Source organism: Actinomyces sp. ICM39, assembly GCF_000282935.1.
GTDB lineage: Bacteria > Actinomycetota > Actinomycetes > Actinomycetales > Actinomycetaceae > Pauljensenia > Pauljensenia odontolytica_B.
Genome location: NZ_ALCB01000127.1, coordinates 1 through 4696 on the forward strand (window position 1 = coordinate 1; position 4696 = coordinate 4696).

At 67.5% G+C, this 4696-nt stretch carries 4 protein-coding genes and 1 pseudogene; all 5 read right to left on the reverse strand.

The genetic code is table 11. From position 1 onward, the window contains the following. Positions 1–225, reverse strand: a pseudogene (locus tag HMPREF1137_RS08290) (DUF2249 domain-containing protein); the annotation flags it as partial. An 82-nt stretch (positions 226–307) separates the two neighbouring features. Beyond that, positions 308–763, reverse strand: coding sequence for a RidA family protein (locus HMPREF1137_RS08295; protein WP_003791248.1), 456 nt, complete (start codon positions 761–763; stop codon positions 308–310). A 197-nt stretch (positions 764–960) separates the two neighbouring features. Continuing rightward, positions 961–2886: a carbohydrate-binding domain-containing protein gene (locus tag HMPREF1137_RS08300; protein WP_009054258.1), complete on the reverse strand. Its 1926-nt coding sequence runs from the start codon at positions 2884–2886 to the stop codon at positions 961–963. Between the two features lie 97 nt (positions 2887–2983). After that, positions 2984–3805: a polyphosphate polymerase domain-containing protein gene (locus tag HMPREF1137_RS08305; protein WP_009054271.1), complete on the reverse strand. Its 822-nt coding sequence runs from the start codon at positions 3803–3805 to the stop codon at positions 2984–2986. A gap of 90 nt (positions 3806–3895) precedes the next feature. Continuing rightward, the gene (locus tag HMPREF1137_RS08310; protein WP_009054256.1) at positions 3896–4438 is read right to left on the reverse strand and encodes a DUF4956 domain-containing protein; all 543 of its coding nucleotides are present in this window, start codon (positions 4436–4438) and stop codon (positions 3896–3898) included. Between the last annotated feature and the right edge of the window lie 258 nt (positions 4439–4696).

A 4696-nucleotide genomic window follows, 5' to 3' on the forward strand; every position in this document is an offset into this window, starting at 1 on the left:
GCAACCAGCGTGCTCGGCGGGAGCCTGCTCGGCAGGGACCTCGGCAGCCTCAGCGCCGTGGCCGTGTCCGCCGCAGCCGCAGCCGCCCTGCTCGGGGGCCTGCTCGACGGGGGCCTGCTCGGCGCGTGCCTTCTTACCCTCGCCACCGCAGCCGCAACCGCAGCCGCCATCCTTGGAAGGGACGGTGTTGGCGTCAACCAGCTTGAACATCTGACGGTCAGTCATGTCTTTTCCTTATCCTTCGGCCCGACGGGCCATTTCAGCGAACCTTACCCAGTGTAGGCATGCCTCAGCCGCGCACGCGCGTTCACTTAATGAGGAACTCGGCCTCGACCTCGACGCTCACGTTGAGAGGCAGCGCGGCGACGCCCACGGCACTGCGCGCGTGCTGGCTGCCGAAGATCTCGCCGAACAGCTCGGAGGCGCCGTTGATGACGCCGGCCTGTCCGTAGAAGTCGGGGCGCGAGGACACGAAGCCCACGACCTTCACGACTCCCGCGAGGTTGTCGATGCCGCCCGCGACGGAGGCCGCCGCGGCCAGGGCGTTGAGGGCGCACACGCGCGCCGCGTCCTTGGCGTCCTCGGGGTCCGCGCCGTCCTCGCCGACCGCGCCGATGCACACGGGCTCGCCGTTCACGACGGGGATCTGGCCGGAGGTGCGCACGACGCCACGGTCGATAACGGCGGGCACGTACGCGGCGACGGGGGTGGCGACGGCGGGCAGTTCGAGGCCGAGCTCGGCGAGCTTCTCGGAGGGGAGCATGAGGGATCCTTTCGTTGTGATCGACGAGGCCGGGGCCTCGTCCTCTGGTTCCAGTTTAGTTGCGCTGATCCCAGGGGTGGCGAGTGACGGCGTGCCCGTAAGATTCCGGCCGAGGCCTCGTCGATGAAGAGGCAGCGCAGGTATAGGCGTGCGCCCCGCGTGTCGACAATCACGCGGGGCGCACTATTCAGGAAGCCTCAGCCCTGGGGTGCGGCCGGGGGCTGACCGCCCTGACCCGGACCGCCCGCCGGGGGCTGACCGCCAGCCGGCGGCTGGCCACCCTGTTCCGGACCGCCGGCCGGGGGCTGTCCGCCCATCCCCATGCCGCCCTGGCCGGCGGTCGCCTCTGTGGCAGTGCCGTCGACGCTCACCGTGTAGGTGGAGCCGTTGGTCATGCCGGAGGTCGAGTAGATGACGTTACCGAAGGCCTTGAGCGAGGTGTAGGTGCCCAGGACGGAGCCGGAGGAGTCCGTGATCGTCACCGTGGATCCGGCGGAGCCAGTCGCAGAGGCGGAGACCCAGCCCTGGCCGTCGGTCGTGGTCGGCGTCTCCACCATCTCGTTGGTCGCGAAGGCGATGACCGTGCCACCCGTGATGCTCATGGCACCGTTGCTGTCGAGGCTGCTGTTCGCGCCAGACGCCGGGCCGTAGACGGTCGTCGTGCCGCCGCTGATGGTCAGCGAACCGTTGGAGTCGAGGCCGTCGCCGTTCGCGTTGACGGTCACGGTGCCGCCGGTGATGGTGAGCTGCTCGCCGGTGTCCTCCATCGAGCCGCCGCCGTCAGCCATTCCACCGGGGCCCATCTGCTGGGTGGTGGTCGTGGTGGTGTCGGTGGTGGTCGCGGAGTCCGAGCTGGACTCGGCGTTGGCGGCCAGGCCGGCCTCGACAGTAATCGAGCCTGAGGCGTTGATGCCGTCGTCGCTCGAGGTCAGGTCGACGGTGCCGTCAGAGATCGTGATGAGGCCACCCTCGAGCGCCTCGTTCGACTGCGTGACGGTCACGGTTGCGCCATCCAGGACGGCCGCGACCTCGGTGTGCACGCCATCGTCGCCGGAGGCGGCGGTGATCATGCCGGAGCTCAGGCGCAGGGCACCGTTGGAGTGGATAGCGTCATCCCCGGCGTCGATGGTGGTCGTGCCGCCGTCGACGATGATGTAGGTCTGAGCCTTGATGCCCTTGGTCGAGCCCGTGGAGGGCTTGCCGGCCGAGGTGCCGCCGCCCGAGGTGATCGACAGGGTGCCGCCGGTGACGATCGCGTCGGTGTACGCGTCGATGCCGTCGCCGCCCGAGGTCAGGGTGACGGTGCCGTCCGCGATGTTGACGTAGCCCTTGGTGTCGTCGTTGTCCTGGTCGGACTTGAGGGCGTCGCCGCCGGAGTTCACTGTGACGGTGCCGCCGGCAATCGTCAGGGAGTCCTTGCCGCGCAGGCCGTCGTCCGAGGCGGTGGCGTTGATCGTGCCGCTCAGGACGTACAGGTCATCCTTGGAGGTGATCGCGTCCGAGGCGCCGGAGGTCACGTTGAGCGTGCCCGAGCCGGTGATCGTCAGGTCCATGTCGGCGTAGATCGCGGCGTTCGCGTCCTCGGTGCCGGTGTAGGTTCCGTCGGTGATCGTCGACGTGCCCTCGAGGGACAGGACGAGGTCGTCACCGCTGGTCGCCTCAATCGCGGCGCCCGTCGAGGAGGTGATGGTCGCGTTGTCGAGGATCAGGACGACCTGGTCCTCGGACCCTGCGGCCACGACGACCTTGCCTGTGAAGGAGCCGCTGAGCTTGTAGACGCCGGCCTTGGAGATGGTCAGCACGCCGTCGCTCACGCTCACGGCGTCGGACGAGGAGGTCGCGGTCGTGCCGCTGAGCGTCACGTCGACGGCGTCCGAGGCCTTCCAGTCGCTGTCCTTCACGTAGGAGGCCTTCGAGTTCGAGGCCAGGGCGTCGGCCGCGGTGGGCGGCGCGGTCGTGTCGCCGTTGGTTCCGGCGGCGGCGACGGTCGCGGTGGCCGTGATGGAGCCGGAGCCGGAGGAGGTGACGCCCGAGGCGCCGCAGGCTCCCAGCGCCAGCGTTCCGACGAGAGCGATCGCACCGATCGTCCGGGCGGGGGTCCAGATTTTCTGCAGGGCTTTCATGTGTCTGTCTCTTTCGTGTGATTAAAGCTTGTGTTTCTTATGCTCAGCGCTTGCGTTTCACGTGCGTTCGAAACCGCGGGCGCCGTTATGAGGCCTGTCAGGCCGCCATCGCGAGGGGCGCGGAGTACGCGAGCTCGGGGACCTCCACGTATTCGTGAAAGTAGCGATCCAGCGTGCGGTGCCACTTGTTCGCGGGCAGGTGGTGCATGGCGGCCATCGCGGTCCCATACTTGGAGATCTTCACGGGTCGCACGCCGCCCTCCCACAGGAGGTGGTCGACGATCGAAGGAGTCGCACCCGACTTCGTTTCGATGATGACCAGGTCGGGGCGGGCAATCTCCGTGCCGTCCGTGCGCAGCGAGCGCCACTTCAGGCCCGTGTCCACCGTCGCGCGTCCCACGCCACCGGGCAGGAGCAGGGTGTTGCGCTCATAGGACCCAGCCAGGACCGGCTCGAGGGCAGGCACCAGGTGGCCATATCCCGTCTTCTCAACCTTGCCAGCCACCCACGTGCGGCGCTCACCCGCGAGAGGGGCCCCGGCCTCGTCCCACGAGATCGGCATACGCTTCTTGACGGTCACGCCGCGCGGGCCGCGGGTCTTAACCTCCAGGAAGTACGCGCTCGACGAGAGGTAGGAGCGGGTGCGGACCTTGAAGCGACGGCGGCGCTTGAGCGCAGTCAGCAGGTACGAATCCATGTCGGGTGTGTCGTAGTAGGTGGAGGCGTAGCCCTGGGACACCTGGCCGTCTATCTGCAGGACCTTTGTGTCCTCAGGGAGATGACTCAGAATCGCCGAGGCCGTGGCCGCGTCCAGCGCGTACTTGCGGTCCACTCGGGTCAGCATCGCCGCGCGCTTATTCAGGTCATCGAGGCCGATCGCGTCGAGGTCGGCGAGAATCGAGTTCAGGGTGGCGTTCATGAGTCGTGTCCTTGGTAGTGGCGGTCTGCGGGGTGGCGGTGGTGTCGGCTGGCGGGCCGGACTGGCTGGCCGGACCAGCGGGCCGGCGGGTCAGGCGACCTTCGAGCGCACGTCCACGAGGGTCAGGTCGTTCACGAGGTCGAGCTTGACGACATTCACCGAGGCGACGGACGCGCCCAGGCGCTGCTCGAGGGCGGCCTTCAGCTCGGCGGGGTCGGCGATCGCGCGGTCCAGCTGGACGGTCTGCGAGGTGTAGCGGCCGAAGACCAGCTTCGAGTCACCGAAGGCCAATGCCGCGAGGATCAGCGCGATGAGGCCTCCCAGCAGCGGGGTCACCGCCGAGGACATGCCCGTCAGCAGGCCCAGGGCCAGCGACGCGAAGTAGTAGGCGATTTCCGTCTGCGAGATCTGATCCGAACGCAGTCGGATGATCGAGAGAACACCGAAGAGGCCGAGGCCGAGGCCCGCGCTCACAGTCGAGTTCGCGAGGATGATCGTGACGGCGAGGACGCCGACATTCACACCGAGGAAGGCTGCGACCAGGTCAGCGCGGCGGTGCCGTGGGAAGTACAGGCCGAACACGAGAGCGGCCATGGCAACCAGGTCAATAGCGATCAGAATCAGGGCGGTCATTGGTGTCTCCTTTTGTCGATGCACCAATTTCCCCACGCGACCCTATGAAGAACCTATGAAGCTCTCATATTTCTCATATGACTTTTCGGAGTGTTGCTGTGAAGCTGTGAATGCCGTTGTTTATGTGGGCACTTTTCGTTGGGCTTCTGCGTTTTTACTTCCTGTGTGGTGCCGCTGGTATTCCGGGTGCCGCGTGTTGTGTCAGGCCGGGCTGCGCCGTGGACGGCGGCCCGCCCGCGAGTCGTCCGCGCCGCGAGC

Excerpts from the sequence above, each read along its gene's own strand:
- HMPREF1137_RS08295 (WP_003791248.1), bottom strand. The coding sequence starts at position 763 with ATGCTCCCCTCCGAGAAGCTCGCCGAGCTCGGCCTCGAACTGCCCGCC.
- HMPREF1137_RS08300 (WP_009054258.1), bottom strand. The coding sequence starts at position 2,886 with ATGAAAGCCCTGCAGAAAATCTGGACCCCCGCCCGGACGATCGGTGCG.
- HMPREF1137_RS08305 (WP_009054271.1), bottom strand. The coding sequence starts at position 3,805 with ATGAACGCCACCCTGAACTCGATTCTCGCCGACCTCGACGCGATCGGC.
- HMPREF1137_RS08310 (WP_009054256.1), bottom strand. The coding sequence starts at position 4,438 with ATGACCGCCCTGATTCTGATCGCTATTGACCTGGTTGCCATGGCCGCT.